Source organism: Arthrobacter sp. Soil_C_49, from assembly GCF_057656635.1.
The window spans coordinates 168157-192271 of the sequence record NZ_JBDGJZ010000006.1 but is presented as its reverse complement, the minus strand read 5'-3'; the positions used below and the strand labels follow the sequence as shown (position 1 = coordinate 192271).

24 protein-coding genes are annotated in these 24115 nt (G+C 67.4%); 16 read left to right on the top strand and 8 right to left on the bottom strand.

All coding sequences use genetic code 11. The annotated features are described in order from the left end of the window. Window positions 1-9: 9 nt before the first annotated feature. From AC3A4Z_RS12255 to AC3A4Z_RS12245, 3 genes are read left to right on the top strand one after another with little or no spacing between them, the layout of a single operon-like run. Complete coding sequence (locus tag AC3A4Z_RS12255) at window positions 10-1104, top strand: acyl-CoA dehydrogenase family protein (protein WP_498711779.1); 1095 nt, start codon at window positions 10-12, stop codon at window positions 1102-1104. After that, window positions 1098-2507, top strand: coding sequence for a PIG-L family deacetylase (locus AC3A4Z_RS12250; RefSeq protein ID WP_498711778.1), 1410 nt, complete (start codon window positions 1098-1100; stop codon window positions 2505-2507). The genes AC3A4Z_RS12255 and AC3A4Z_RS12250 overlap by 7 nt, the downstream gene beginning before the upstream one ends. Continuing rightward, window positions 2504-3250 (top strand): glycosyltransferase family 2 protein, encoded by a 747-nt coding sequence (locus AC3A4Z_RS12245; protein ID WP_498711777.1) that lies wholly within the window; start codon window positions 2504-2506, stop codon window positions 3248-3250. Before AC3A4Z_RS12250 ends, AC3A4Z_RS12245 begins: the two co-directional genes overlap by 4 nt. A 128-nt stretch (window positions 3251-3378) precedes the next feature. Here the strand turns inward: AC3A4Z_RS12245 and AC3A4Z_RS12240 are convergent, their stop codons facing one another. From AC3A4Z_RS12240 to AC3A4Z_RS12215, 6 genes are all read right to left on the bottom strand, one after another. Next, the gene (locus tag AC3A4Z_RS12240) at window positions 3379-3555 is read right to left on the bottom strand and encodes a CsbD family protein (RefSeq protein ID WP_455836496.1); all 177 of its coding nucleotides are present in this window, start codon (window positions 3553-3555) and stop codon (window positions 3379-3381) included. A gap of 112 nt (window positions 3556-3667) precedes the next feature. Continuing rightward, window positions 3668-3925, bottom strand: a complete 258-nt coding sequence (locus AC3A4Z_RS12235; protein ID WP_498711776.1) for a hypothetical protein — start codon at window positions 3923-3925, stop codon at window positions 3668-3670. A 358-nt stretch (window positions 3926-4283) separates the two neighbouring features. After that, complete coding sequence (locus AC3A4Z_RS12230; protein WP_498711775.1) at window positions 4284-5468, bottom strand: YihY/virulence factor BrkB family protein; 1185 nt, start codon at window positions 5466-5468, stop codon at window positions 4284-4286. A gap of 106 nt (window positions 5469-5574) precedes the next feature. Continuing rightward, window positions 5575-6237 (bottom strand): DUF3618 domain-containing protein, encoded by a 663-nt coding sequence (locus AC3A4Z_RS12225; protein ID WP_498711774.1) that lies wholly within the window; start codon window positions 6235-6237, stop codon window positions 5575-5577. Next, window positions 6234-6644: a phage holin family protein gene (locus tag AC3A4Z_RS12220; RefSeq protein WP_498711773.1), complete on the bottom strand. Its 411-nt coding sequence runs from the start codon at window positions 6642-6644 to the stop codon at window positions 6234-6236. Before AC3A4Z_RS12220 ends, AC3A4Z_RS12225 begins: the two co-directional genes overlap by 4 nt. A 20-nt stretch (window positions 6645-6664) precedes the next feature. Beyond that, complete coding sequence (locus AC3A4Z_RS12215; protein ID WP_498711772.1) at window positions 6665-7648, bottom strand: hypothetical protein; 984 nt, start codon at window positions 7646-7648, stop codon at window positions 6665-6667. A 178-nt stretch (window positions 7649-7826) separates the two neighbouring features. On the opposite strand from AC3A4Z_RS12215, the gene AC3A4Z_RS12210 reads away from it, so the two are divergent. Then, on the top strand, window positions 7827-8456 hold the full coding sequence (locus AC3A4Z_RS12210) for a hypothetical protein (protein WP_498711771.1): 630 nt from the start codon (window positions 7827-7829) through the stop codon (window positions 8454-8456). A 31-nt stretch (window positions 8457-8487) separates the two neighbouring features. Here AC3A4Z_RS12210 and AC3A4Z_RS12205 read toward each other — a convergent pair whose 3' ends face one another. Then, on the bottom strand, window positions 8488-9537 hold the full coding sequence (locus AC3A4Z_RS12205; RefSeq protein WP_498711770.1) for an NAD-dependent epimerase/dehydratase family protein: 1050 nt from the start codon (window positions 9535-9537) through the stop codon (window positions 8488-8490). 147 nt (window positions 9538-9684) lie between these two features. On the opposite strand from AC3A4Z_RS12205, the gene AC3A4Z_RS12200 reads away from it, so the two are divergent. From AC3A4Z_RS12200 to AC3A4Z_RS12150, 11 genes are all read left to right on the top strand, one after another. After that, a complete protein-coding gene (locus AC3A4Z_RS12200) occupies window positions 9685-10659 on the top strand; it encodes a sigma-70 family RNA polymerase sigma factor (protein WP_498711769.1) in 975 nt (324 codons plus the stop codon). A gap of 152 nt (window positions 10660-10811) precedes the next feature. Further along, on the top strand, window positions 10812-11348 hold the full coding sequence (locus AC3A4Z_RS12195) for an HAD-IIIA family hydrolase (protein ID WP_493971720.1): 537 nt from the start codon (window positions 10812-10814) through the stop codon (window positions 11346-11348). Further along, on the top strand, window positions 11348-12436 hold the full coding sequence (locus AC3A4Z_RS12190) for a glycosyltransferase family 9 protein (protein ID WP_498711768.1): 1089 nt from the start codon (window positions 11348-11350) through the stop codon (window positions 12434-12436). The genes AC3A4Z_RS12195 and AC3A4Z_RS12190 overlap by 1 nt, the downstream gene beginning before the upstream one ends. Beyond that, complete coding sequence (locus tag AC3A4Z_RS12185) at window positions 12433-13467, top strand: glycosyltransferase (RefSeq protein WP_498711767.1); 1035 nt, start codon at window positions 12433-12435, stop codon at window positions 13465-13467. Before AC3A4Z_RS12190 ends, AC3A4Z_RS12185 begins: the two co-directional genes overlap by 4 nt. After that, the gene (locus tag AC3A4Z_RS12180; RefSeq protein WP_498711766.1) at window positions 13464-14717 is read left to right on the top strand and encodes a glycosyltransferase; all 1254 of its coding nucleotides are present in this window, start codon (window positions 13464-13466) and stop codon (window positions 14715-14717) included. Before AC3A4Z_RS12185 ends, AC3A4Z_RS12180 begins: the two co-directional genes overlap by 4 nt. Beyond that, on the top strand, window positions 14714-15457 hold the full coding sequence (locus AC3A4Z_RS12175) for a D-sedoheptulose-7-phosphate isomerase (protein ID WP_498711765.1): 744 nt from the start codon (window positions 14714-14716) through the stop codon (window positions 15455-15457). The genes AC3A4Z_RS12180 and AC3A4Z_RS12175 overlap by 4 nt, the downstream gene beginning before the upstream one ends. Continuing rightward, entirely contained in the window at window positions 15454-16875 is a 1422-nt protein-coding gene (locus AC3A4Z_RS12170) for a PfkB family carbohydrate kinase (RefSeq protein ID WP_498711764.1), read from the top strand. Before AC3A4Z_RS12175 ends, AC3A4Z_RS12170 begins: the two co-directional genes overlap by 4 nt. Window positions 16876-16944: 69 nt before the next feature. Then, the gene (locus AC3A4Z_RS12165) at window positions 16945-17646 is read left to right on the top strand and encodes an SDR family oxidoreductase (protein ID WP_498711763.1); all 702 of its coding nucleotides are present in this window, start codon (window positions 16945-16947) and stop codon (window positions 17644-17646) included. A 40-nt stretch (window positions 17647-17686) separates the two neighbouring features. After that, window positions 17687-19174, top strand: a complete 1488-nt coding sequence (locus AC3A4Z_RS12160; protein ID WP_498711762.1) for an aldehyde dehydrogenase family protein — start codon at window positions 17687-17689, stop codon at window positions 19172-19174. Then, window positions 19171-20748 (top strand): D-glycero-beta-D-manno-heptose 1-phosphate adenylyltransferase, encoded by a 1578-nt coding sequence (rfaE2, locus tag AC3A4Z_RS12155; protein WP_498711761.1) that lies wholly within the window; start codon window positions 19171-19173, stop codon window positions 20746-20748. Before AC3A4Z_RS12160 ends, rfaE2 begins: the two co-directional genes overlap by 4 nt. A 32-nt stretch (window positions 20749-20780) precedes the next feature. Beyond that, window positions 20781-21689 (top strand): spermidine synthase, encoded by a 909-nt coding sequence (locus AC3A4Z_RS12150; RefSeq protein WP_498711760.1) that lies wholly within the window; start codon window positions 20781-20783, stop codon window positions 21687-21689. Window position 21690: 1 nt separating this feature from the next. Here the strand turns inward: AC3A4Z_RS12150 and AC3A4Z_RS12145 are convergent, their stop codons facing one another. Continuing rightward, window positions 21691-22602 carry a LysR family transcriptional regulator gene (locus tag AC3A4Z_RS12145; RefSeq protein WP_498711759.1) on the bottom strand — a complete coding sequence of 304 codons (912 nt, stop codon included), beginning with the start codon at window positions 22600-22602 and terminating at the stop codon, window positions 21691-21693. Window positions 22603-22732: 130 nt separating this feature from the next. Here AC3A4Z_RS12145 and AC3A4Z_RS12140 point away from each other — a divergent pair, with 130 nt between their 5' ends. Next, window positions 22733-24115, top strand: coding sequence for an MFS transporter (locus AC3A4Z_RS12140; RefSeq protein ID WP_493971730.1), 1383 nt, complete (start codon window positions 22733-22735; stop codon window positions 24113-24115).

Genomic DNA, 24115 nt, shown 5'->3' with positions numbered 1-24115 from the left:
GTTCCGGCCGTGGAAGACGCTGAGGGGGAGGCCCTTCCGCGCCCGGCACGCATCCTGCCCGTGCGCCTCACCGCAGAGCCCGGGCCTGTTGACCACGCTGCACCGATTCTTGAAGCCGTTGGGCGGGCCGCGGGCGATGTCCCCGCGCTGCTTGCCCTTGCCCGCACTGCCGGCCGGGAATGGCCGCTGCCCGGTAAAGGCGGGACCGGTCTGCTGTGGGAACTCCTGGCTTCAGTGGCTGCAGTGGACGTGGGCGCTGCCCGTGTGTTCGAACCACACCTGGACGCACTGGCCATTTTGTCCCAAGCCGGCCGCGATCCTGGCATGGTGGAAGGGGCCTGGGGAGTGTTTGCCGCCGAAGGGCCAGGGACCCGGCTTACGGCTGGGCGCAGTGGCGCCGCAGTGGTGTTGAACGGTGCCAAGCCATGGTGTTCCCTGGCCTCCATGCTGGACCACGCCGTGGTTACAGCCCACACCAGCGACGGCGGCAGGGCAGCTTTTTCGGTCAACCTTCGTCATCCAGGGGTGACTTGTGAAGATCCGGCGTGGGTTGCGCGCGGTTTGCAGGAGATCCCCAGCGGTACCGTGCACTTTGACCACGTTCCGGCAGAACAGGTGCAAGATACCGACTGGTACTTCAAACGTCCCGGGTTTGCCTGGGGCGGAATGGGTGTTGCTGCCTGCTGGCTCGGTGGCGCCGTGGGTGTGGCGCGCGACTATCGGGATTCGCTGCGTGCCATGGAGCAGGGCGGGCGCGAACCTGACCAGATTGCGCTGGCCAGCCTCGGTGAGGTGGACAGGATTCTGACCTCCGCGCTGCAGTGCCTGTCACAGGTGGCGACGGCCATCGACCACGGCAACAGGGTGCGCGGGGAGGGGGTGTCTCCGTGGGGCGATGCCTTGCGGGTGCGCGGAACCTGTGCTGCCGCCGTCGAACGTGTTCTGTCCCTGGTCAGCCGTAACCGCGGGCCAGGCCCACTGGCCTTCGACCAGAGTTATGCCAAGCGGATGGCCGACCTCGCCCTCTACGTCCGCCAGCATCATTACATGCGGGACGACGCCCAGCTCGGAGCCCTCACGTTGAAGGGTGCTGCCGCATGGTGACATTCACGCACCGCGACGACGGGACGGCCGAAGCGGATTGGCTCGGCGCAGGACTCCCGGTGATCCCCGAGCTTCCCCTGGGCGGGGAAGAACTGGCTGCGATGAGTTTCCTGGTCCTCGCCGCCCATCCGGACGACGAGACGCTGGGGGCCGGCGGCCTGCTGGCCAGGCTGGGGAGCCTCGGCGCCGAGGTGGAAGTCCTGTTGTGTACTGCGGGGGAAGCGTCCCACCCGGATTCGCCGACTCTGTCCCCAGAGGACCTTGCCGCCATCCGGCTTGCAGAGTTCGCAGCGGGAATGGACGCGTTGGGGCTCAAGGACTGCTGGCAATATCTCGGCATGCCGGACAGCGGGCTGTCCGGCAATACGGCGGAACTTCATCGGCAGGTCAGCGAAGCCGTGGCCCGGCTGGCCTGCCCTCCAAGCCAACTCGTTCTCGTTGCTCCCTACCGGGCCGACGGGCATGCCGACCATGATGCCCTCGGAGCAGTTGCTGCAGACGCCGCCGCACGCGGGGGCCACGCGTTGCTCGAATTCCCTATTTGGTATTGGCTGTGGGCAACGCCTGGCCACCCGGACTGGCAGTCCTGGGTCAGGGTTGACCTCTCGCCGGAGGAACAGTCGGTGAAAGCGTTGGCGATGGGCGCGCACATCAGCCAGACCAAGCCGCTTTCGCCGCGTCCGGGTGACGAAGTCCTGTTGGATGAACCCTTCCTTCAGCACTTTGGCAGGCCCTTCGAGACCTTTTCCTGGACGCCTCCGCGGGAGTTTCCTTGCGGCTTGGCGGATCCATCCGGAGCAGGAAAGATCCCCCGCACCAGCGGGGAAGCGCAGAGCATCTTCGACGCGGTTCACGCCCGCGAAGCAGACCCGTGGCACTACGCCACGCGTTGGTACGAGCGGCGAAAACGTGCACTGACTGTGGCCGCCCTGCCTGAGGAACACTATGCCGCAGGGCTGGAAATCGGCTGTTCCATCGGGACTTTGACGGCGGAGCTCGCACCACGGTGCACTACGCTCCTTGCCGTGGATGCGAGCGGCATTGCGCTCCAACAGGCAGCAGAACGGCTCGCACCTTTTCCCGGTGTCACCCTCCAGCAACGCACGCTTCCGGATGCCTGGCCGGACGGAAAGTACGACCTGGTGGTGCTCTCTGAAGTGGGGTACTACTTCGCGCCTGCCGAATACGACCAGTTGCTGGAAAACATCAGAAGCTGCATGCAGTCAGGGGGTACATTGCTGCTGTGCCACTGGCGGCATCCCATTGCGGGCTGGACCCTTGACGGCGAAACAGTCCATACCACCGCCCGCAACCGGCTGGGGTGGCCTACCTCCGGGCTGTACCGCGAACGCGATTTTGTGCTTGAGACGCTGACCGCTGCGGCACCAGTGGCGGGGCGATGACCTCTCCAGTCCGGGACATGGCCGTGGTGATACCGGTACACAATGAAGAGGCCCATCTGGCACGTGCCCTGGCCGGCGTTGAAGCAGCCGTTGAGCGTCTCCGGCGCCTGCAGCCCCAGACCGGTGTGAGGGGTCTGGTGGTTTTGGACTCCTGCACCGATGGCTCCGCTGCCATTGCCGCCGAATACGCGGCACGGACCAACTGGCTTTCCACCCTTGCCGTGAGTTTCCGCAGTGTGGGACGAAGCCGACGTGCAGGGATCTGGGCGGTGTTGGGTGCTGCGGTGGACAATGTTCCTGATGCTGCCGCCGGCTTGTGGCTGGCCAATACCGACGCCGACTCGCTCGTGCCGGAGGACTGGCTGGTAGCACAGGCTGACATGGCGGCCGAAGGGGCAGACGCCGTGCTCGGGTCGGTGGACGTGGATCCCGAGGAAACCGCTCCTGAACTGTTGCGGTCATGGCAGTTGCGGCATCCGTTCCGGGAAGACCACCCGCACGTTTACGGGGCCAATTTCGGGATCCGGGCTTCGGCCTACCTGGCAGCCGGCGGCTTCCCGCGGTACCGCTGCGCTGAGGACCGCGTTCTGGCCGAACGGCTGAGGACTATGGGTTTCACCGTGAAGGCTACGGACACCGTCCGCGTGCTCACCTCCGGCAGGACCCACTCACGTACCCCACAGGGTTTCGGTGCGTACCTCAAGACGCTGAGCCTCGAGGCGGCGTTGGTGCCGGAGGGTTGAAGCCGTTGCCCCGTCTGGACTGCACAGGGCAGGTGGGGGCCGGAGATGAGAAAGGGGCTGCTGCGGAATTCCGCAGCAGCCCCTTATTTCGTACGAGCCGGCTCGTTTACCGGCCTGGTCCCTGGAACCTAATCCTTCTTGAAGGCGTCCTTGATCTTCTCGCCAGCCTGTTTCAGGTCGGCCTTGGACTGGTCCATTTTGCCTTCGGCGCGCAGGCTTTCGTCATCTGTAGCAGCGCCTGTGGCCTCTTTGGCCTTGCCGCCCATCTTTTCGGCGGCATTGTCGATCTTGTCATCCAAACCCATGGTGATTCTCCCTTCGGGTGGTGGCCGGCGGACGGGAATGCGCCGGTCATGCTCTTATGCTAGCCAGCCAAAGTCAGCTTCAACAGGCCTGGCCGGGAACCGGGACAAGAACTCAGACCAGGTCCGGGGCGCTGGCCAGGATGTAGTCCGCGGCGGCGGGGCCCGTCATGGACAGGTTGTTGCTGTCCGGATTGATTCCGTGGGCGTGGAGGGCGTCCCACAAGGCTTCCGGGGCCTGAAGCTGCTCTTTCTGGAGCAGGCACCAGCTGGTGTAGAGCCCATAGAGCTCGTCGCGGCGAAGCCCCAGTCCGGGTTCCCGGTCTGCGACAACTGCTTCAGCGATAAATTGTTCAAAATGGGTGGCAGGCATGTTCGCTCATTCGGGGTCGACCGTGATGCCGCCGTATCTGCTTCAGCGGCCCTGCGCGGCTCCTGGGGTGCCGAGCAGAGTAAACATGAAACTATGGCAGGGCGGTTCACTTTGTCCAGTCGCGCCGTTAATTCCGGAGATCGAGGGGGCCGACGGCGACTGGGGGGACTGGCCTCGGTCTCAGAAGAGGCCATCTCACCGCCGGCCCCGCCTTGTCCCGGACCACCTTGTTGACCCGGGAAGCCTCAACAGAACCTTTACGACAATTTTCCCCCATCTTTAAGGTCCTGCCTAGCCCCCGGAGGCGGCGCCGGCCGCGCCTGCCCTTTGCGCCGCCCCCGGGCGTTCGCGCCGCTGACTACTCGTTGCCGGTATTGCGCTCGCGGAGCTTGTCCCGGACCCGGTCGCGGTGCCGCTCAGCGGACTGGCCGGAACGCTGGCTCCGGTCCGCGTTCTCACCGGACTCATCGTCCCCGGCGTTTGCTGCGCTGTACTTTTCGCGAAGTTCGCGTCCGTGCCGGATGTCCTCTTCCTCCTGCTTCTGCAGCTTCTCGCTCTTCTTGGTGTCCCGCGGCGGCAGCTGGATGGTCTCTTCCGCCTCGATGCCTGCCTGAAGCTGGCGGCCGCGCTCCATCTCGGCGTCAAATTCCGCACCGAAGAGCAGCGACATGTTCAGGATCCACAGCCACAGCAGCATCACGATCACACCGCCCAGTGCGCCGTAGGTCTTGTTGTAGTTTCCGAAGTTGCCCACGTAGAAACCGAAGCCAAGGGACGCGAGCAGGAACACGAACAAGGCAATGCCTGAGCCCATGCTCATCCACTTGAACTTGGGCTGCTTGACGTTGGGGGTGGCGTAATAAAGCACGGCAATGATCACGATGATGAGCACCACCATGACGGGCCATTTGGCAATGTTCCAGATGGCGAGGAAGACGCCGCTAAGGCCGATCAGCCCGCCCACGGCCTCCGCCACGGGCCCGCTCAGCACCAGCATGCCCGCCAGGACAGCGACGATGACGATGGCCAGGAGCGTGACCGCCAGCATGGTGCCGCGCAGCTTGACGAATGCGCGCCCTTCGTCCACCTCGTACACGCGGTTCATTGCCCGGCCGAAGGCGCCGACGTAGCCGGAGGCGGACCAGAGGGCTGTGGCGAGGCCGATCACCAGGGTGAAGCCTGCCGCCGGCGCGTTGGCCAGATCCGAGACAACGCCGCCGACGGTGTCCACTGTTTCCGCGGGGACAAATCCCTGCACTATCTGGAGCAGTGCATCCGTCGTTTTCTGCGGGTCCCCGAAAAGCCCGATCAGTGAAACCAGCGCCAGAATGGCCGGGAACAGGGACAACACTCCGTAGTAGGTCAGGGCTGCAGCAAGGTCCGGGCAATCATCCTTGGTGAACTCCCGCAGGGTCTTCTTGGCAATGTACTTCCAGTTCGGCTTGTCGAGGTCTTTGGGACTGTCCGGCTTCCGTGAGTCGTTGGGATCCGGTGCCTGCCTTGCCTTGGCAGTGCTGGTCTCGGATGAATCTTGAGTGGCCATGGGGCTGTCCTCTCGCTAAGGGTGCAAAAACTGACAGGCCGGCTCCGCGGTATGGCGGGGCCGGCCTGTCAGGGTGATGCTCATGCCTTGGGTGCCGCGTTAGTGCTTAAGTGTTTTGGACGTGGTCTTTGGCGTCGGTGGCGCGGTCTTTGACGTCGGTGGCGGCGTGCTGGCCTTCGGCTTTGACGTTCTGGGCTGCTTCGGTGGCGGTGGCTTTGACGTTTTCCATCGCTTCCTGGGCTGGTTCCTTGAGGTCCTGGACCATGTCCTTGGCGGCGTCGGTGACCTGGGTGGCCAGGGGCTCGGCAGCGGTCTTGAGCTGCTGGGCCGCTTCGCGTTCCTTCTCGCTGGCCGGAATCAGGGACGAGATGAGCATCCCGGCGCCGAACGCGATCAGTCCCGCGGCCAGGGGGTTGCCCTGGGTTTTGGCTTTGACCTGGTCCGGTGCGTGCGAGATCGCGGTGCCCGCGTCAGAAAGTCTGGTGCTGACGTTGTCCTTGGCCCCGTGCAGGGTGTCTCCGGTGCTGTGCAGGGCATCAGTGGTGTGCCCGGCGCCCGAGTGGACCCTGTCCTGGACCGAGGATGTTGCTGAGTCTGCTGCTCCCATGATTCGCTCCTTCACGCCGGTGACGGCGTCTTTGACCTTGTCGGTCTGGCGGTGGACGATGTTGGACGGGGTGACCTTGTCCGCGACCGCGTCGACGTTGGTGCCCAGGCGGGCGCGGGTTTCTTCAATGTCCTGACGGATTGCGTCCGGGTTATCGCTCATCGGTTTACCTCACCTGGTTTTAGGGTTGGGGGAATTTCAGAAAGTGTCTCGCCCGTTTGGGGCATGCCCTGGATCTGTTTGAGGTTCTTGCGGCCGATCGACGCCAGGACCGCGGCGATGATGCCCCAGATCACTGCGACGATCACGGCCGCCCAGCCCAGCGGCATCAGCGCGCCCAGGGCGAACATCAGGGCCAGGGACAGGAAGACCAGGACGAAGTGTCCGGCCACGCCGGCGCCGGCGAGCATTCCGCCGCCTTTGCCGGCCTTGGTGGCGGACTGCTTCAGTTCAGCCTTCGCGAGCTCCACTTCCTGGCGCATCAGGGTGGACAAGTCCCGGGTCACCTCGCCCAGGAGCTCACCCAGCGACGCGTTGTCCGCCTTCACATGCGCCTCACTCGGAGGCATCTCCGGAATCTGGCTACTCATCACAGCCCGCCAGACTGGCCATCCCTGGAGCGGTCCCGGGTGAGGGGGTCGCCGGCCATGGGGTCATCGGCAAGGCTCCGGTCGCCCAGTGGATCGTCAGCCGTCCGGTTGCCGGACCAGGGTTCTTCTTCCACCAGGTCAGGGCTGCCCAAGGGGCTGGTGGTGGACGCAGCCGTCGGGTATGCGGTGCCGGGAGCCGTGTCATAGCCAGCCGTCGTGGTGGCTGGACCCGGCATCTGGACCGGAGGAGGCGGGACAGTTCCGCCGGCCGGAGCGTAGCTTTCGCTGTACTGGTCGCCGTACGTGCTGCCGTACTGGTCCCCGTAGGGGCTGGAGTACTGGCCTGAGAGCCCCCTGCTACCGGTGCCGGTCTGGTTGTCAGTTGCGCCGGCAGTCAGGCCGCGGGTGAGGCGGCCGGCCAGGACGCCGGCGCCTGCCGCGAGCAGGAGGAAGGTGCCGGGCCGGTTCCGTGCGAACCGCTGCACCTCGCCGAGCAGGTCGCCCGGCTGCTTGTTCTCAAGCCAGGAAGCCACGGACTCGCTGCGCTGGGCGGCCTGCCGGATAAGGTCGCTGGCCATGCCCTGCTGATCGGGGGCGCTTGCCATGCTGTGCAGCTGGCTGGACATGGTCCGGAGGCCTTCGGCGGCCTTCTGCTGCTGCGTGCCGGCCTGGCTCGTCAATCCTGACTTTGCCTGCGCCAGCAGATCCTGGGCGCTGTACTTCGCCTCGGAAGCGACGTTGGCAACTTCTTCCTTCGCCGTCTGGGCCACATTCTGTGCGGAGCCCTTCGCTGTCCGGGCTACGTCTGCGGCTTCTTCCTTCGCTGCTTCCTTGCGGGACGTCCCGGAGGCGTCACCGGCGGGTACCTCGCCATATGGGGGAGTAGCGGCGGACGGGAAAGTGGCGCTTCGCTCGCCCGGAATTCCTGTGGAGGCCGGCGGAGCCGTGTAAGCGGGATCCTCGGGCCATTGGTTCTCTGTCATCTTCGCTCTCTCTTTCCAAGAAGGCCGGTTGTTGATCAAGAACCAGCGATACTGGCGCTAAAATAATAAGCATGATTACTAATAAAAGGTAAGTACGCTTGCTAAGCGAGTTATAAACGGTTCCAAAAAAGTCAGCCGGAATGGCCTCCGCCGGCCCGGTCACATCTAGGTGGAAGTGGTGGGTATTTTGGAAATAGCTCCGTGGGTTTGGGTAGTAATTGCCGTTGTGGTGGTGGTGTTGATTGTGCTGCTGCTTCTGGCGACGGGACGGCGCCGCAAGGCGATCCAGCAAAAGCGCGACGACGCGCATCGTGAGAAGGCCGCTGAAATTCGCCGCGAGGCTGAAAACCGGGAGCTTGATGCCCGCGAGCGTGAGGCCAAAGCGGCGCGAGCCAGGGCAGACGCCGAGCAGGCGCAGGTTGAGGCGGCGCGGCTGCGCCAGCACGCGGACCAGCAGGCAACCGAGGCGAAGTCCCTCCGTGATGACGTCTCCGAAAGAAGCCGGAGGGCGGACGAGCTCGACCCTGACGTCCCTACGGACCGCCGTGACCGGGGCGCACGCGATGGCGCCCACGGCGATGGCGCTTCCGGACGGATGGCAGACCCGGCCCGCGGCACGGGTGCTGCGCACGATGGCATGCGCGACGACCGCGTCGCCAATGCCGAAACCCGCCATGACGGCGCCCGGAACGACCGTGTTCGCAATGACGGCGTCCGCGACAGCGGTGGCCGCACGGACGGCAGCGCTGATGCCAGTCCGGCCGACGGCAGCCATGTTGACCGGGAGAATCCCCGCTCCGGCATCTAGTAAATCGGTATCCAGTACACCGGACTCCGCTTCATCCCCGGATGGGCTGGCGCGGCTTCAGGACGGGGGAAGGGGCTACTCCTTCCCCCGCTCCCATGCCCTCCAACAGGTCCAGGACTGCCTCCACTGACGAGTGTTCCGCTTCCCACCCCAGGATCCGGCGCGCACGATCGGTGTCCATCACGGGGACGCCGGCCGCCATTTCGACCCATCCGGAGTCCGTCGGCAGAAGGCGGAGCCGCCACGCCAATCCCACGAGTTTGTGGAGCACGCCCATGGGGAGCGGAAAGATTCTGCGCGCCCGAACTATCCGGGCAAGTTCCTGCGGCGTGAGCACGGGCTCCGCTGCGATGTTAAAAGCGCCGGACGCCCGCTGGTCGATCACGCGCCAGTAGGCCTCGGCCACGTCGTCGGCGTGGACGGCCTGGAAGATGAGGTTGTCCGGCGCAGGCAGCAGGGGAACCCATGGCCTTTTCGGCAGGAGCCGGGGGATGGCCGGCCCCAGGAAGTACCTGCCGATCTCACTGCCGGCATCATGCTGGAAGATCAGTCCGGGCCTGAGCCTTGCCACGGCGATGCCCGGCTCGGCCGCCGCAAATTTGTCGAGAACCTCTTCCTGGGCGGCCTTGTGGCGGCTGTAGTGCGAGCCCGCCATTCCGGTGGCCGGCCAGGACTCATCGGACCGGCGGTCCTTCGGGGCCTTGCTGTAGGCGCCCACCGATGATGCGCAGACCACCTGCTTTACCCCTGCCCTCCGGGCTGCTTCCACCACGTTCGCCGTGCCTGTGACGTTGGTCCGGTACAGCTGGTCCAGGTCCCTGTTCGGCTGGATCTGCCACGCGAGATGCACCACGCAATCAACGCCCGCCAGTGCGGATTCCAGCCGGGGCCGATGGCTGTCGAGGCCTATATCGAGCGTGTGCCACGCCACCCCGGCGTAGGGGGCCCGTGAAGTGTCCGGAAGGCGCCGGCTGATCCCTGTCAGTTGCAGGCTGCCCGGCTTCCTGGCGAGCTGGCGCTGCAGGTTGCGCAGCAGGGCTGTCCCGGCGTTTCCGCTGGCTCCGGTGATCGCAATGCGCATGGCAGGAACTCCTTGGCAGGGGTGTGCGGTTTCGTCTTACATGCCGAGCCTAATGCCGCGAAGGATTGTTTTATAAGCAACCTTATGATTTCCTACTGCTAAGTCTTGCCGCAGGCTTTCGGACCCCGACCGAGGGAACCAACGACAATGCCCGAATCCTTCGCCGCGCTTGCCGTGGATATTACGCCCGTCCAGGAACCACGCCCAGAACCTCTACAGGAAATCCCGGAAATTCCGCGGGAAAACCGGGCCGCCAGTCAACAAGGGCGGCTCCGGGAGACCTTCGAAAACGACCTGGTCCTGAGCTACCTGGACCTCGCCGAAGCCCTCGCTGCCCGTTTCGAGGCCCGCGGCCGGGAACGTGCGGACCTGAACCAGGTCGCGTACCTTGGTCTGGTTAAGGCCGCCCGCGGCTTCGACCAGTCCAAGGGGGAAAGCTTCCCGGCCTATGCCGCACCCACCATTGCCGGTGAACTGAAGAGGTACCTGCGTGACCGGACCTGGGTTGTCCGGCCGCCCCGGCATATCCAGGACCTCCGCACCAGGATGTTCCGCGTGGAACCGGAGCTGGTGCAGGCACTGGGCAGGAACCCAAGCGTGGCGGAACTGGCAACCGAGCTGGGAACGGATGCCTCGGATGTGCGGGAGGCCATCTCGGCGTCGAGCAGCATGCACCCGGACTCCCTCGACGCAGCCAACCCGCATAGCGACGCCCCATCCGTCGGTGACTTGCTCGCCTGCCCGGAAACACCCCTGGAGCGGCTTGAGGACCTGGCCTGCCTGCGTGATGCCATGCAGGACCTGGACGCCGCGGACCGGGAGCTGTTGTACCGCCGCTATTTCTGCGAAGAAACCCAGGTCCAGTTGGGCAAGCGGCTGGGGATGTCTCAAATGCAGGTTTCGCGGCGGCTGGCCCGAGTGCTCGTGGAACTTCAGAGGCGCATCTTGAACAACGGACAGATGGACAGCATCCGGACGGAACCGGACCCTGCAGCTGGAGCCGCCGGCTACGGCCGGTCCCTGCGGGGCACGGCCGCGCCGGTGGCTTCACACACGGTTTCCAGCAAAGTGAACTCCCATAGGAACACGTCCCGGGCGGCTTCGGGGACCGGCGGCCGATAGCCTCCGCGGCGTGGAGGCGGCCGCGCCGGCACGGCCGGAAAGCCAGCGAAGCCCTATCTTGCCTGTTCAAACCGCCCTCCCGTTACCTGTCGAAAGGTGAGAAAAGCAGCAGCCCGTGTTTAGGAGCAGCAGCAGTGGGGAAGGGAGGGGGTATGGGAAGCTCCGTAACCTCGAAGTTCCGTGCTGTCCTGTTCGACCGGGACGGGACCCTGGTGGTCGATGTGCCCTACAACGGGGACCCCGAGCGGGTCACCCCGATGCCGGGCGCCAAGGCAGTCCTGGATGCCCTCCGGGCAGACGGGATAGCCACCGGAGTCATCAGCAATCAGTCCGGAATCGCTCGCGGCCTGATCACCGCCGCCGACGTGGCCGACGTCAACGCCCGGGTTGAGGAGCTGCTGGGGCCCTTTGATGTGTGGGAGGTATGCCCGCATTCCGAGCAGGACGGCTGCTCCTGCCGCAAGCCGGCGCCGGGCATGGTCCATAGCGCCTGCCGGAAGCTCGGCATCGATGAATCGGAAGCAGCGCTCATCGGTGATATCGGCGCTGACGTCCGCGCCGCCGAAGCCGCCGGAGCAACCGGCGTCCTGGTCCCAACTCCTGTGACCCGGGCGGAAGAGGTGGCCGAGGCCCAACTGGTGGCCCGGGACCTTGCAGAGGCCGTCTCGCTGCTGGTGGGGCAGCCCTGATGGGCCGCGTCCTGGTGGCGCGCCTGGACAGCATGGGCGACGTCCTCCTGGCTGGCCCGGCTGTACGGGCCGTCGCCAACGGCCGGTTCCCTGACGGCAGCCGGCCAAACCAGGTGGTGGTGCTCTGCGGGCGGCAGGGCGAAGCGGCGGCAGGAATGCTGCCGGGCGCGTCGGAGGTCTACAGCTGGGACAGCCCATGGATCATGAACCCGGCCCCACGGATGACCGGCCCGCATGCTGACAGGCTTATCGAGTACGTGCGGAACTCCAGGATCACCGAAGCGGTGATCCTCACCTCCTTCCACCAGTCGCCCCTGCCGCTGGCCCTGCTGCTCCGGCTGGCCGGCGTGGAACGCATCACCGGCGCATCCACCGATTACGCCGGCTCCCTGCTGGATGTGCGGCTTAAGCCGGGCGAAGACTTTCCCGAGGACCAGCCCGAAGCCGAGCGCGCGCTGGGGATCGCGGAGGCGGGAGGGTTCCGGCTGCCCGCCAGCGACGACGGCAAGCTTCGCCTTAGATCCGTACCTGACGTCCGGGACCTCGTGGGCGGGGACCCCTATGTGGTGGTACACCCCGGAGCCGCGGTCCCTGCCCGGGCGTGGCCGCCGCTCCACCATGCCGCCGCCGTCGAACTCCTTCAGGGCGCGGGGCGCCGCGTGGTGGTTACCGGCGGCCCGGGGGAGACCTCCCTTACCGCCACTGTAGCCGGACCGTCCGCACTGGACCTCGGCGGACAAACGGACCTCCACACCCTCGCCGGAGTGATGGCGGGGGCTGACGCCGTCGTCACGGGCAACACCGGTCCGGCGCACCTCGCCGCAGCCGTGGGAACTCCGGTGGCCTGCCTCTTTTCGCCGGTGGTGCCGGCCATCCGCTGGGCGCCGTATGGAGTCTCGCTGGAGCTGCTCGGCGACCAGAACGCCCCGTGCCGGATGTCCCGGGCCCGGGTCTGTCCCGTCCCGGGCCACCCCTGCCTTGACTCCGTATCACCCGAGGAAGTGGTGGCGGCCGTCGAACGGCTGATCGGCGGAGTGAGTTCCTTCAGCACCCACGTCAGCACCCGTAGAAAGGCCCGCAACAGATGAGAATCCTGCTCTGGCATGTCCACGGTTCCTGGACGGACGCCTTCGTCCGCGGCCGTCATGAGTACCTCCTTCCGGTCCTGCCGGGAGGTGGTGCCTGGGGACTGGGCCGTGCGGGCAGGGACTGGCCGGCCTCAGTGCGGGAGGTGGACCTTGGCTCGCTGGACGCCGACGCCGTTGACGCCGTCGTCCTGCAGCGCCCCGAGGAAATCGACGAGGTTGCCCGGCTGCTGGGCCGGAGGCCGGGCGTTGACCTGCCGGCCGTGTATGTGGAGCACAACACTCCCAAGGGCGACTTCCCGTTTACCCGGCATCCGCTCGCGGACCAGCGCACCATTCCCCTGGTGCACGTCACGCATTTCAACAAGCTGGCGTGGGACAACGGATCCGCCCGCAGCCTGGTGGTCGAACACGGGATACCGGACCCGGGCCAGCTCTACACGGGGGAGCTGCCGGAGCTGGGCGTGGTGGTGAACGAACCTGTCCGGCGTGGCCGCGTCACCGGCACGGACCTGTTGCCCGCTTTTGCTGCGGTTGCTCCGCTGCACGTCTTCGGCATGAAGACCGATGGCCTGGCCGCCGCCGCTGGGATTGACGCGTCCCGGCTCACGGTGCGAGGCGACCTCCGGACCCGTGAGCTGCACCGGGAACTGGCCCGCTGCCGTGTCTATGTGCATCCGATGCGCTGGACTTCCCTGGGATTGTCCTTGCTGGAAGCCATGCACCTGGGAATGCCGGTGGTTGCCCTGGCCACCACCGAAGCGCCGCGGGCGGTGCCGCCGGAGGCCGGCATCGTCTCCGCCGATATCGATGAGCTGCTCCGCTGCGCGCAGCGGCTGGTCGCCGATCCGGATGAAGCCCGACGGCGGGGAGTTGCCGCCCGCGAGGCGGCACTGGAACGCTACAGCCTGGGCAGGTTCCAGGACCGCTGGGACGAGCTCCTCGCGGACCTGGGCGGCCGGCTCCGGCACTCCGATAACGGTCGCTTGGAAGAGAAGATCCTTGTTCCGGCGCGAGAGAGGAAGACGCCATGAAGATCTCCATGATTTCCGAGCACGCCAGTCCGCTGGCGGCGCTGGGCGGCGTGGATGCCGGCGGACAAAACGTGCACGTTGCCGCGCTGTCCGAAGCCCTTGCCAAGCGGGGCCACCACGTCACTGTCTACACCCGCCGGGACTCAACGGAGCTTCCTGCGAGAGTCCGTGTAGGCCCCCGCTTCGAAGTGGTCCACGTGGACGCAGGGCCTGCCCGCCATGTCCCCAAGGATGAACTGCTGCCCTACATGGGTGAGCTTGCCGAGGGTGTTGCCAGGGACTGGAGCCAGCGGCCGCCCGATGTGGTGCACGGGCATTTCTGGATGTCCGGCCTGGCGGCCCTGGACGCCGCCCGGCGCCCGGAGCAGGGTTACCGGGTTCCCGTCATCCAGACCTTCCACGCCCTGGGCACGGTCAAGCGGCGGCACCAGGGCGCAGAGGACACCAGCCCGGCCGAACGCCGCTGGCTCGAGCCCGGAGTTGGGCGCTCCGTGGACCGGATCGTTGCCACCTGCTCCGACGAAGTTTTTGAACTCAAAGCCATGGGCATCGACACGGGCAAGATTTCGATCGCCCCCTGCGGTGTGGACCTGGGCTTCTTTTCCGCAGACGGTCCGGCGGCCGCCGGGCAGCGCAAGCACCGGATCCTCTCCGTGGGCCGGCTGGTGCCGCGCAAGGGGGTGGACCTGGTGATCCGGGCCCTGCCTTACCTGCGGGACGCCGGCTTCGACGACGTCGAGCTCTTGATAGTTGGCGGCGGCGCAGAATCTGACGTGCTCCACGCCGACGCGGAAGTCCGCCGCCTGCTGAAGCTGGCCGAGGAACTGGGGGTTGCGGACCAGGTGAACCTGCAGGGCCAGGTGTCACGCGGTGAGATGCCCGGCATCTTCCGCAGTGCCGATGCCGTGGTGTGCGCGCCCTGGTACGAGCCGTTCGGCATCGTCCCGCTCGAGGCCATGGCCTGCGGCGTCCCCGTGGTTGCTGCCGCCGTGGGCGGGCTCAGGGACACAGTGGTTGACCATGGGACCGGGCTGCACGTGCCGCCGCAGGACCCGGAGGCCATCGCCTCCGCCCTGGCCCTGCTGCTGGAAAACCCCGCCCTGCGGACAGAACTGGGCACTGCAGGCAAGCGGCGCGCCCGCACCCGGTACTCCTGGGACCGGGTGGCCGGCGAGACCGAGAAGGCCTATCAGCTGGCGGTGGCCGGGGCTGCCGCCGGCGTTGTCCCGATGGAAGGAGCGGCACTGTGACTGCCGAATGGTCCCTTCGTGAAGCCGACCTGCCGGTGCTGGCACGGCCGGCCCCCCTGCCCGCGGTGCTGCCCGGCGCCGCTTTTGTTGATCCGGACAGCGCGGAGGCGGTACGGATCCACCTGGACAATGTGGTGCCGGCCCTTGATTCGCTGCGGAGCCAGTCCGGCAGGCTCGCTGCCTGGGGTGTGGAGCTGGCCCAGCGCCTGCTCCGCGGCCAGCGTCTCCTCGCCGCCGGAAACGGCGGTTCAGCGGCGGAAGCCCAGCACCTTACGGCGGAGCTGGTGGGCAGGTTCGACGGCGAGCGGGTGCCCTTCTCGGCCATCTCGCTGCACGCGGAGTCCTCGGCCATGACCGCCATCGCCAACGATTACGGTTACGACGACGTCTTCGCCCGCCAGGTGCGCGCCCACGGCAGGTCCGGGGACGTGCTGATGCTGCTCTCCACCAGCGGCAAGAGCCGGAACCTGCTGCGTGCCGCCGAAGCTGCCTCCCGCCTGAACATCACCACCTGGGCGCTCACCGGGAGCGGCCCCAATCCCTTGGCCGACGCCTGCGACGAGGCGGTCATGGTTGACGCGCTCAACGCCAACGCCCAGGAAGGCCATCTCATCGCCCTGCACGCCGTCTGCCGCGCCTTCGACCTGGAAGTCGCCCGGCGCGGTTCGGCCGACGCCCACGCCCTGACGAACCTTGGCCGGCAGAACCAGGGCCTGCAGCAGCGGGGCGGTGTGGCATGAGGATCGTGGTGGTGGGCGATGTGATGCTGGACGTGGACTTGTCCGGTGAGGCCACGCGGCTCAGCCCTGACGCGCCCGTGCCCGTGGTGGACGTGTCCGGCGTCAAGCGCCGCGCCGGGGGAGCAGGCCTGGTGGCCCGGATGCTGGCCGGGGACAACTGGCCTGTCACGCTGGTGACAGTCCTGGGCGATGACGACGCCGGCCGGCAGCTCGAAGCGCAGCTTGCCGGAGTGCGGCTCGTCTCAGGTCCCAGCGGTTATCCGTCCCCGGTCAAGACCCGGGTCCGGGCAGGATCGCATCCGGTGGTCCGCTTCGACCAGGGCTGCGAAAAGACGCCCGTCCCGGAGGTCAGCCCGGCCATGCTCCGCGCGGTGGAGAAAGCCGGCGTGATCATTGTGGCCGACTACGGCCGCGGCCTGGCCGCGAACCCGCAGCTGCGGGAGCTCCTGGCCCGGCTGGCGGATGAGGTGCCCATTGTGTGGGACCCGCACCCGGCCGGGCCGGATCCGGTGCCCGGCGTCGCCGTCGTGACTCCAAACCTGGCCGAGGCGCAGAAAGCCGTTCAGTCCCGCGGCCGGAAGGAAACCCGGCAGCAGCCTGCGGCTGACCGGTTGTCCGCTGCACCGGATCCCGACCACAGCGGTGACCCGGCCGCCGAGGCAGGCACTGTCCTGCTGGAGGAATGGGGCAGCCAGGCTGTCCTGGTCACCAAGGGCGAACAGGGCGCTGTCCTGTGCCGCCGGAGCAGCACCCCGGAAGCCGTTCCGGCCCCGCGGGTGGAAGCCGGTGATCCCTGCGGGGCCGGGGACCGGCTTGCGGCCAGCCTTGCCGTGCACCTCCTCGCCGGCCGCGGACTGGACGAAGCCGCGGTGCTCGCAGTCCACGACGCTGCCGACTTCCTTGCCGGCGGCGGGGTTTCCGCCCTCCCCGATGCCGGGGAACCCGCGGCAGTCCAGCCCCGCATCAGCGACCCCCTGCTGCTGGCCCGCGCCGTGCGGGAGAACGGCGGCAAGGTGGTGGCCACCGGCGGGTGCTTCGACTTGCTGCATGCCGGGCACGTGCGCTCCCTGGCGGCCGCCCGGGAACTGGGGGACTGCCTGATCGTGTGCCTCAACTCGGACGATTCGGTGCGCCGGCTCAAAGGCCCGGAGCGGCCCATCATCGGCCAGCACGACCGCGCCGAGCTGCTCCTCGCGATGGAATGCGTGGACGCGGTGATGGTCTTCGACGAAGACACTCCCGAAGCTGCCCTGGAACGCCTTCGCCCGGACATCTGGGTCAAGGGCGGCGACTACAAGGGCGCCAACCTGCCCGAGGCTGCGCTGGTGGAGGGCTGGGGCGGGCGCTGCGTCACCGTTCCCTACCACCCGGCCCGCTCCACCACAGGCCTGGCCGATGCGCTCGCCAAGGTGAGCTGACCCGCACCTGCCCGGCACGGCGGCTTGACCAGCCCAACAATTGTTAGTTTCCCGATCGAAAGGAACACCATGACCGCAGAGTTGAAAACACCCGGACGCGTGCTCGTGACCGGAGGTGCCTCCGGACTGGGGGCCGCCGTCGTCGACGCCGTCCTGAAGGCGGGCGGCACTCCCGTGGTGCTGGACCGCGACATCAGCAACGTGTCCGCCGTGAAGGCCTTCGAGGTGGACGTCTCGGACCGGCTGGCCGTGGAGGCCGCCGTCAAGGAAGCCGCCGAATCACTCGGCGGCCTCGAAGCCGTGGTCACCGCGGCGGGCATCGACCGCTGCGGCAAGCTGGCCGACGTCGAGGCCACGGAATGGGAGAAGGTCATTGGGGTCAACCTGATGGGCACCGTCTCTGTGGTGCGGGCGGCCCTGCCCTACCTCAAGTCCTCGCACGGCCGTGTGGTGACCGTCGCCTCCACGCTGGGCAAGCGTGCGGTGGCCGATGCCACCGCCTATTGCGCGTCCAAGTTCGGTGTGGTGGGCTTCAGCCACGCGCTCGCCGCGGAGACCGGCGGCGAAATCGGGGTGACCACCATGATCCCAGGCGGCATGAAGACGCGCTTCTTCGACGACCGCACCGAGCAGTACAAGCCCCAGGACGATTCACGGCTCAACGACCCGTCCAACGTGGCGCAGGCGATCCTTTTTGCGCTGTCCCAGCCCACCGGCTGCGAGGTCCGCGAAATGCTGATCTGCCACGAGGAAGAGGGCTCCTGGCCCTAAACGCCAAACGACTTACGCCGGAACCGACGGGAGGAACATCATGCCCAGCATTGCCACAGACACCACTGCACCCGACTCCACTGCACAACCGGAAACAACGGACAGCAACGGCATCACCATCCGGAACCCCAGGACCGGCGACGTCCTGTGGACTGTGCCGGAAGCGGAACCGGCCGCCGTGAACCATGCCGTAGAGGTGGCGCGGAGCGCTGCGGCGGACTGGGCCTCCACGGCACCGGCGGAGCGGGGCGCCGCGCTCCGGAAAGCAGCGAAGGCGCTCGAGGCAGCCGCGCAGGAACTGGCTGAACTCAACTTCAGCGAGACGGGCCGGCCGGTGGAGGAGTCCCTTGCCGGCATCGGCGCGGGGGTTTCCACCCTGGAGCAGTATGCGGAGCTTGGTCCCGTCCACCGCGGCCACAGCCTGCGCGGCAACCGGCTCGCCGCCGATTACACCGTGGCCGAACCACGCGGCGTGGCTGTCCTCCTGACCCCCTGGAACGATCCGGTGGCCGTGGCGTGCGGCCTGATCGGCGCCGCGCTGGTCACCGGCAACACGGCCGTGCACAAGCCGAGCGAGCGCTGCCCCCGGCTGGGTGAGGCATTGGGCGAAGTGCTCGCTCCGGCCTTCCCGCCCGGCGTGTTCCAAACAGTGTTCGGCGGCGCGGCCGTGGGCGCGCTCCTGGCCAAGTCCGGGGTGGACGTGATCGCGCACGTCGGCTCAAGCGCGGCCGGCGCGCGGATCGCGAGGGCCGGGGCGCTCACGGGAGCCCACGTTATCCGGGAGAACGGCGGCAACGATCCGCTGCTGGTGGACCGCGACGTGGACCCCGTGTGGGCCGCGGAGCAGGCGGCCATCGGTGCCTTCAGCAACAGCGGCCAGATCTGCGTGGCGGTGGAGCGGATCTACGTCCATAAGGACATTGCGGACGAGTTCTGCGCTGCCCTGGAAGCCGAAGCGGCCCTGCGCAACAACAACGGCAGCGTAGCCCCGCTGGTGGATCTGAGGATGCGCGACGAGGTCCACGCCCAGGTGGCCGACGCGCTCGCCCAGGGCGCCCGGGCGCTGGAGGGCGGTGCCCTTCCGGACGGCCCGGGCTCCTTCTACCCGGCCACCGTCCTGCTCGGCTGCACCGACAGCATGCAGATCATGACGGAGGAAACCTTCGGGCCCGTCGCGCCGGTGCAGGTGGTGCAATCGTTCGACGACGGGCTGCGGCTCGCGTGCAGCGGCAGGTACGGACTGGCCGCCAGCGTCCTGAGCGCCAACATCGCCCACATCCAGCAGGCGGTGGCCGCCCTCCCGGTGGGCACGGTCAAGATCAACGAAGTGTTCGGCGGCGCCCCGGGCGGCGCGGCCCAGCCCCGCGGCGAAAGCGGTGCCGGCTTTGGCTACGGCCCGGAGCTTTTGGACGAGTTCAGCCGGGTGAAAGTGGTGCACATTGCGGCGCCGCCGGCAGTTGCCAAGCACAATGCAGGCGCTGCTGATGGCCTCGGCCCGGAAGCCGCCGCTGGACAGGACAAGTCATGAGCCTTATTCCCGACGACCTGCCCGGCCATCCCGGCGACGTGCCGGTGGACCCCGCCCTGGTGGACCTGTCCAGCCAGCGCGCCCTGTCCGAATGGCTGCCGGGCAGGCTGGCCGCAGAGGAACCGGCCATCCTCGTGATCGGCGACCTGATGCTGGACGGCTGGTGGAGCGGCAGCATCGAGCGGCTCTGCCGGGAAGCCCCGGCTCCGGTGGTGGATATCCAGATCCGTGAATCAGTTCCCGGCGGGGCAGCCAACACCGCCATGAACCTGGCCGCCCTTGGTGCGCGGGTCTCCGTGGCCGGCATCATCGGAACTGACGACGCCGGCGAGGACCTGCGCAGCCAGCTGGTGGCCGCGGGCATCGACGTGACCCATCTGCACAGCCACCCGGACATGGTGACCACCACCAAAATCCGGATCAGCAGCGGCGGCCAGGTGATGCTCCGCCTCGACGACTCCGCCAAGACCGTCCCGGCTGAAGCACTGGCCGCACTCGCCGCGTCCGTACGCGCCGCCGTCGAACGCCAGGACGCGGTGCTGGTGTGCGACTACGGCAACGGCGTCCTTGCCGATCCCGTCCGCAACGGATTGATCGAAGCGCTGGGGGAGGCCCCCGCTGGCCGCGGGGACCGCCCGCTGCTGGTGGTCGACTCCCACGATCCCCGCCCCTGGGCCCCGCTCCGCCCGGACCTGGTGACGCCCAACGCCCAGGAAGCCGCACGGATGCTGGACCTCCGCCTTCCGGACGGCCAGGACAGGGTGGAAACTGTCAGCCGGCACGCAGGGCAGTTGCTGGAAGCGACGGGCGCGGGCGCCGTAGTGGTCACCCTGGACCGTGACGGCACCGTGCTGTTAAGGCCCGACGGCGTCACGCACCGTACCTGGGCCCGCCCGGCAGCCGAGAAACAGGCTTCGGGCGCCGGCGACACGTTCGTGGCGGCGCTGACGCTGGCGCGCTCGGCAGGGCTGCCGCTCACGGCCAGCCTCGACCTTGCCCAGTCTGCAGCGGACGTGGTGGTGCACCAGCCGGGCACCTCCGTCTGCAGTACGGGCCAGCTCAGCCGGTACCTGAAAGCCTTCGCCGACACCGCCCTTGGTGCCGATGAACTCGAGCGGCAGCTGGCACTGCACCGGTCCCAGGGCCAGCGCATTGTGCTCACCAACGGCTGCTTCGACGTGCTGCACAGCGGCCATACCCGCTACCTCAACCAGGCCAAGCAGCTGGGCGACGTCCTCGTGGTGGCGCTCAACAGCGACGACTCCGTGCGGAAACTCAAAGGCGCCGGCCGGCCCATCAACTCATCCGCGGACCGTGCCGCCGTGGTGGCAGCCCTGAGCTGCGTGGACTACGTGACCGTGTTCGACACCCCCACGGCGGCGCCGCTGATCCGGCAGCTCCAGCCCGAGGTGTACGCGAAGGGCGGGGACTACACGCCGGAGATGCTGGCGGAGACGCCCGCCGTCGAGGAATACGGCGGCCGGGTTGCCATCCTGGATTACGTGGCTGAGCGGTCCACCTCCGCCGTGGTGAAGCGGATCCGCGAGGGCGAAGGGGCGGTGCCCGGCAGCTAAGGTTGAAGCATGACTGAAGCGTGGCACGGGTAATGGCAAAACGCGGAAGGTCAGGGGGCCGGAACGGCCTGCGCGCGGTGGCCGGAGTTGTGGAGGTGCCGGCCGGTTCCCGCCAAAGCGGACCTGTCGAAGGTGTGTATTACATCGACACCGGGGACTGCGAACTGATCGCCGACCAGGACAACTCCACCGGCTGGCTCCTGAAGATCAACGGTGTGATGAGCTCGCACATCGACCTCGCGGACCCGCTGTTCCTGGACTTCGAGTACATGCGGTGGATGTCCGCGCTGATTGAGTCGCGCTGGCCGCCGTCGGGCGTTTCCGGGACCAGGCCCAAACTCCGCGGCCTGCACCTGGGCGGCGGCGCCTGCTCGCTGGCCCGCTACTTCCATGCCGTCTACCCGGAGGCCCGGCAGGTGGTGGTGGAACTGGACGGCAAGCTCGCCGAACATGTGCGCAACTGGTTCGATCTCCCCAAAGCCCCGCTGCTGCGCCTGCGGGTGGGGGAGGCCCGCGAGGTCACCGAAACCCTGACCGCCGAAACCCGGGACTTCATCATCCGGGACGTTTTCGCCGGCGCCCTCACCCCGCGCTCGCTCACCACGGCCGAGTTCAACCAGCACGTCAAGCGTGTCCTGGCGCCCGGCGGGCTCTACGTGGTGAACTCCGGCGACGCCCCCGATCTCAAGAACGCCCGCGAGGACGCGGCCACCATCGCCGCTGCCTTCAAGCACACCGTGATCATCGCGGACCCGGCCATGCTCAAGGGCCGCCGCTACGGGAACATGGTAATGGCCGGCAGCGACGTCCCCTTCGGCGACGACCCGAAGCTGCACCGCCGGCTCCTGGGCGGAGCCGTGCCCGCGCACCTCTGGGACGACGCCCAGGTCCGTGCCTTCGCGGCCGGAATACCGGTCCGCCACGACCCCGCTCCTGAGTAGCTCATCCGGCCGCAACCTTGCCCCGGCCCAGCAGCCAGTCCCGGTGCTCCGCCATCTGCTCGCGGAGCGCTTGGACTACGGCAGCCACGGCCGGGCGGCGCAGCGAGTCCGGACGCAGCACCATCCAGTATGGCAACAGCTCGGCGATTTCGGCGGGCAGCAGGCGCACCAGGTCGTCATGGAGATCGCCCATAAAGCAGGGCAGGAAACCGATCCCGGCGCCGGCCCGGGTTGCTTCCACGTGGACAAAGACGTTGGTGGACGTCAGGCCGTCGCGCATGGCGGGCACCAGCCGCCGGGGCGCATCGAGGTCGTCCACCTGGAGCATCGAGTCCACGAAGTAGACCAGCGGGTGCGCGTTGAGTTCGGCCACGGTGGCCGGGGTCCCGTGCTCGGCCAGGTAGGCGCGGGAGGCATACATCCCCAGCATGTAGTCGCCCAGCCGCACGGCCTCTGCCCGGTGCACCTGGGGTTCGCCCACCACCACTTCGATGTCCAGGCCCGAGCGCTGCTGCAGGGCCCGCCGGGTCATGGTCACCACCTCAACGCTGAGCCCCGGGTGGTCCCGCCGCAGCCGGGCCACGGCCGGTGCCGCGATGTAGGCACTGAACCCGTCGGTGGCGGTCATGCGTACGACGCCGGTAATCGGGTCGGGTGCCTGGCCGGCAGCTCCCAGCGTGCCCACCACAGCCTCAACCTGTTCGGCCACCTGCACCGCCTGGGCGCCGAGGTCCGTCAGCTCCCAGCCGCCGGTGGCGCGGGCAAGGACGCGGCCGCCGAGCGCCTTCTCGAGCGCGGCTATCCTGCGTGAGACGGTGGTGTGGTTGAGTCCCAAAGCCTGCGCCGCCGTCGTAAATTTTGCGGACCGGGACACGGCAAGAAGTACCAGCAGGTCGTCAGGGTTGGCTTTCATATCTGCAATTCTGCACATACGTGGTGCTTCTTTGGGTATTGAAGCTCCAAGTCTGTGCAGTAATACTCAGTGAAGCCATCAGTGCTGGAGATCACAGCACGTGTCATCGTGGACACTAAGGAGAAACCCCATGAGCGTTGAACAACGCCCGGCGGATAACACTGCCGGACCTGCATCCAAAGGATCCGGACTGAAGAAAATCGTGGCCGCCTCAATGGTGGGCACGGTAGTGGAGTGGTACGAGTTCTTCCTCTACGCCACCGCCGCCACCCTGGTGTTCGGCAAATACTTCTTCCCGGCCACCGGGAACGAGCTGGACGGCATCATCCAGGCCTTCCTCACCTACGCCGTCGGCTTCGTTGCCCGTCCGCTGGGCGGCATCGTGTTCGGCCAGATCGGCGACAAGCTGGGCCGCAAGCCCACCCTGCAGCTCACCATTGTGATTGTGGGCGTGGCAACGTTCCTCATGGGCTGCCTGCCGGGCTTCGCGGAGATCGGCTACCTCGCACCGGCCCTGCTCGTGGCACTGCGCTTCATCCAGGGCTTCGCCCTCGGCGGCGAATGGGGCGGAGCCGTGCTGCTGGTTGCCGAGCACAGCCCCAACAAGTCGCGCGCCTTCTGGTCCAGCTGGCCGCAGGCCGCCGTGCCGGTGGGCAACCTGCTGGCCACCCTGGTGCTGTTCATTATGTCTTCCGTGCTCAGCAGCGAAGCCTTCCTGGGCTGGGGCTGGCGTGTAGCTTTCTGGCTCTCCGCCGTGATCGTCTTCGTGGGCTACTACATCCGCACCCACGTCACCGAAGCTCCCATCTTCCTGGAGGCCAAGGCCCTGGTGGAGAAGGAACAGGCCGTCAGCTACGGCGTCTTCGAAGTGGTCCGCAAGTACCCCAAGGGCATCTTCCAGGCCATGGGCCTGCGCTTCGCCGAGAACATCATGTACTACCTGGTGGTCAGCTTCGCGATCGTCTACCTCAAGACCGTCCACAAGTACGACACCTCCTCGCTCCTGCTGGCGCTCCTGATCGCCCACGTCATCCACTTCCTGGTCATCCCGCAGGTGGGACGCCTGGCGGACAAGTTCGGACGCAAACCGGTGTACCTGTTCGGTGCCATTTCCGGGGCTGCGTGGCCGTTCTTCGCCTTTCCGATGTTCGATACCCGCAGCCCGGTGGTGATCGTGGCCGCCGTGACCATCGGACTCTGCCTCCACGCCTTTATGTACGCCGGCCAGCCGGCCATCATGGCCGAACTCTTCCCCACCCGCATGCGGTACTCAGGCGTTTCACTCGGCTCGCAGGTGACCTCCATCTTCGCTGGCTCGCTCGCACCGCTGCTCGCCACCCAGTGGCTGAAGGACACCGGCTCGTGGGTGCCCACCGCCATCTACCTGGTGGTCGCCTGCGCCATCACCTCAGTGGCGGTGCTGAGCCTGCGGGAAACCAAGGGCATCGCCCTGGAGGACGTGGATAAGGCCGACGCCGCCCGCGAAGGCCTGCTCCCCGCCAGGACCCGCTGA

Excerpts from the sequence above, each read along its gene's own strand:
- AC3A4Z_RS12250 (WP_498711778.1), top strand. The coding sequence starts at position 1,098 with ATGGTGACATTCACGCACCGCGACGACGGGACGGCCGAAGCGGATTGG.
- AC3A4Z_RS12245 (WP_498711777.1), top strand. The coding sequence starts at position 2,504 with ATGACCTCTCCAGTCCGGGACATGGCCGTGGTGATACCGGTACACAAT.
- AC3A4Z_RS12240 (WP_455836496.1), bottom strand. The coding sequence starts at position 3,555 with ATGGGTTTGGATGACAAGATCGACAATGCCGCCGAAAAGATGGGCGGC.
- AC3A4Z_RS12235 (WP_498711776.1), bottom strand. The coding sequence starts at position 3,925 with ATGCCTGCCACCCATTTTGAACAATTTATCGCTGAAGCAGTTGTCGCA.
- AC3A4Z_RS12230 (WP_498711775.1), bottom strand. The coding sequence starts at position 5,468 with ATGGCCACTCAAGATTCATCCGAGACCAGCACTGCCAAGGCAAGGCAG.
- AC3A4Z_RS12225 (WP_498711774.1), bottom strand. The coding sequence starts at position 6,237 with ATGAGCGATAACCCGGACGCAATCCGTCAGGACATTGAAGAAACCCGC.
- AC3A4Z_RS12220 (WP_498711773.1), bottom strand. The coding sequence starts at position 6,644 with ATGCCTCCGAGTGAGGCGCATGTGAAGGCGGACAACGCGTCGCTGGGT.
- AC3A4Z_RS12215 (WP_498711772.1), bottom strand. The coding sequence starts at position 7,648 with ATGACAGAGAACCAATGGCCCGAGGATCCCGCTTACACGGCTCCGCCG.
- AC3A4Z_RS12205 (WP_498711770.1), bottom strand. The coding sequence starts at position 9,537 with ATGCGCATTGCGATCACCGGAGCCAGCGGAAACGCCGGGACAGCCCTG.
- AC3A4Z_RS12200 (WP_498711769.1), top strand. The coding sequence starts at position 9,685 with ATGCCCGAATCCTTCGCCGCGCTTGCCGTGGATATTACGCCCGTCCAG.
- AC3A4Z_RS12195 (WP_493971720.1), top strand. The coding sequence starts at position 10,812 with ATGGGAAGCTCCGTAACCTCGAAGTTCCGTGCTGTCCTGTTCGACCGG.
- AC3A4Z_RS12190 (WP_498711768.1), top strand. The coding sequence starts at position 11,348 with ATGGGCCGCGTCCTGGTGGCGCGCCTGGACAGCATGGGCGACGTCCTC.
- AC3A4Z_RS12185 (WP_498711767.1), top strand. The coding sequence starts at position 12,433 with ATGAGAATCCTGCTCTGGCATGTCCACGGTTCCTGGACGGACGCCTTC.
- AC3A4Z_RS12180 (WP_498711766.1), top strand. The coding sequence starts at position 13,464 with ATGAAGATCTCCATGATTTCCGAGCACGCCAGTCCGCTGGCGGCGCTG.
- AC3A4Z_RS12170 (WP_498711764.1), top strand. The coding sequence starts at position 15,454 with ATGAGGATCGTGGTGGTGGGCGATGTGATGCTGGACGTGGACTTGTCC.
- AC3A4Z_RS12165 (WP_498711763.1), top strand. The coding sequence starts at position 16,945 with ATGACCGCAGAGTTGAAAACACCCGGACGCGTGCTCGTGACCGGAGGT.
- AC3A4Z_RS12160 (WP_498711762.1), top strand. The coding sequence starts at position 17,687 with ATGCCCAGCATTGCCACAGACACCACTGCACCCGACTCCACTGCACAA.
- rfaE2 (WP_498711761.1), top strand. The coding sequence starts at position 19,171 with ATGAGCCTTATTCCCGACGACCTGCCCGGCCATCCCGGCGACGTGCCG.
- AC3A4Z_RS12150 (WP_498711760.1), top strand. The coding sequence starts at position 20,781 with ATGGCAAAACGCGGAAGGTCAGGGGGCCGGAACGGCCTGCGCGCGGTG.
- AC3A4Z_RS12145 (WP_498711759.1), bottom strand. The coding sequence starts at position 22,602 with ATGAAAGCCAACCCTGACGACCTGCTGGTACTTCTTGCCGTGTCCCGG.
- AC3A4Z_RS12140 (WP_493971730.1), top strand. The coding sequence starts at position 22,733 with ATGAGCGTTGAACAACGCCCGGCGGATAACACTGCCGGACCTGCATCC.